Consider the following 2,290-nt stretch of genomic DNA (forward strand, 5'->3'; position numbering starts at 1 on the left):
AACGGACAGCAGAGGCGGGCGACCCGCCTTGAATAATGGCATCGTCACGGAATTTATGACGGACTGCGCATGGTCGTAATACAATCTTGAATCTGTCGCGGCGGCACGCTGCATCTGATTCCGAGCAGGCGAGGCACAGAACCCTACCACCACTACGTGGTCCCCCTCCATCTACGCTGTCCGTTTAGGCAACTGCCCTGTCGCTCCCTGCGGTCGTTCCATTGCAGACCCAAAAGGCCTTCTCAGGGGAGGCTTTCCGAACGACGAACGACAATCTTCTTGCCGCAGAAGGCGATACCGTATTTCCATACTTCCTTTATGCCGCGCTTTTGGAATTCTGTGACGTATTCCCGATTCTCGATCTGCTGCAGTGCTTCCTTAGCTTTCTCTTCCATTTCGCCTTCACTGGCGGCGACTTTAAATTCCATGATGACGCCGGTTCTGTTTGTTTCTTTCGGGAAAATAGCCAGGTCGAAGCGGCCGTAACCGCTTTCGCGGTTGGATTCGACAGTGTAGTCCTTGCCTAAGAATAAAGCTGTCATGCCCAACATGAAACCGTGGTAAAAACTTTCCTTATTGGCTGCATCATAGACACTGACGACGGCCTTTAAAATCTGCTGCAGTTGAAGAGCAAAGTTCTCCGCTTCCCCATCCAAGAGATAATCGAATAAATCATCAAAGGTATTTTTATTGACATCCTGAGCCAGCGTATTCAGGATTTCTGTACTGTAGAGCTTTTGTATCTCTGCATTAGGAATGCAAAGGGAATAGCGATTATCGCTGAGAGACAATGCCTTGTCCACGGTTAAATAGCCGGTCGTCAAAAGTAAGGTAAATAAAGCTGCCTGATTTTTTCCTATTTCTGGATAAATGACACTTTCATCCAAGGTCACGCGGATACTGCTACCTTCTAATAATGCATGTATTTGTTTAATTCTCTGATCATCGGCATGTGCCAGGAGAGAACGTAAAATTCCATTGCCCGATGTCCGCACCCAATAGGGCCTGGCCTGACAATCATGGGAAACATAATTAATGACTGACCAGGGATTATAGATTTCACTGCCATCAATGCGATAGCCATCATACCAATACTTCAACTCCTGCAGATGATTCTGGAAGTGTAAAACAGTAAGCAGCTCTTGGACTTCCTGCGAGGTAAAGCCGAAGACATCGCTATATCGGCTGGACAGTACAGAGCAAACATCAAAATTATTTAGGCCGCTGAAAATGCTTTCCTTGGCAACGCGCAGGACGCCTGTAAGGACAGCAAATTCCAAATTGCTGTTGGATTTCAGCACGCTGCCCAGAAACTGTCTCATGAAAGCGATGCAGTCCTCATAAAAACCGCATTCCCAAGCCTGCTGAATGGGCGCGTCATATTCATCAATCAGAACAATGACTTTCTTTCCATAATACTGATACATCATACGCAGTAACAAAGCTAAGGCATTGGCGAGTGCCGCTTTATTCGCCTTCTTCGTCACGATATCCTGAAAATTCTCGATAAGTTCCGGCTGAACTTTTTCCCGATTCCGCAGCTGCGTATGCTGCAGGAAAAGAGCCTGCAGATACTCAGCCCACATCTCCAGCATGTCCGGCCAGGAACGGCAGGAAAAATCTTTCAGCGACAAAAACAATACCGGGTACTGGCCGTGATGAGCCATATACTCACTGCCAGCTTTTGCAACGGACAGTCCGTCAAAGAGGTGGCGGCTCTGTTTTTCCTTTTCAATGGAAAAGAAATACTCCAGCATACTCATCGTCAAAGTCTTTCCAAAACGCCGCGGCCGCGTGATCAAGGTCACAGCGCTATGCGCATCGATGAGCTGGCGGATGAAATCCGTCTTATCGACAAAATAATAATGTTCGTCCCGTATTTTTTGAAAATCATCAATACCAATCGGCATCTTCCACATGGTCTTCACCTGCTTTCCCGTTTTCTTTCATTATAACAAGAATTCAAAGAAACAAAAAGAATGGGATTGTCACATGAAGGCTTTTACCATCATGCACAATCCCATTTCCATTCGGACTCAGACGGATGCTGCGCATCCTGAAACTCTGGATTGCATTACGACCGTGTGCCACATGTCATAAATTCCGGCTATATACAGAATTCACGCGGGCTGCCGATATGGCAGCCCCTACGCACAAGGCCTTCGGCCGTGTAATTATTTAATATCGCCTGCATGCGATTTCGTAGGGGTCGCCGCGTGCCTTTTCAGCCCGTCAGGTCGCGACCGCAGGAAGTGGCAGGACGGCTGCTGAAACGGACAGCAGAGGCGGG

At 47.9% G+C, this 2,290-nt stretch carries 1 protein-coding gene; it reads right to left on the minus strand.

Annotation, left to right across the window (positions count from 1 at the left end; translation table 11 throughout):
• Positions 1 to 242: 242 nt before the first annotated feature.
• Positions 243 to 1,919 carry an AAA family ATPase gene (locus OCV58_RS12135; RefSeq protein WP_154878009.1) on the minus strand — a complete coding sequence of 559 codons (1,677 nt, stop codon included), beginning with the start codon at positions 1,917 to 1,919 and terminating at the stop codon, positions 243 to 245.
• Positions 1,920 to 2,290 lie beyond the last annotated feature (371 nt).

The sequence above is a fragment of the Megasphaera stantonii genome (assembly GCF_025567065.1).
GTDB lineage: Bacteria > Bacillota > Negativicutes > Veillonellales > Megasphaeraceae > Megasphaera > Megasphaera stantonii.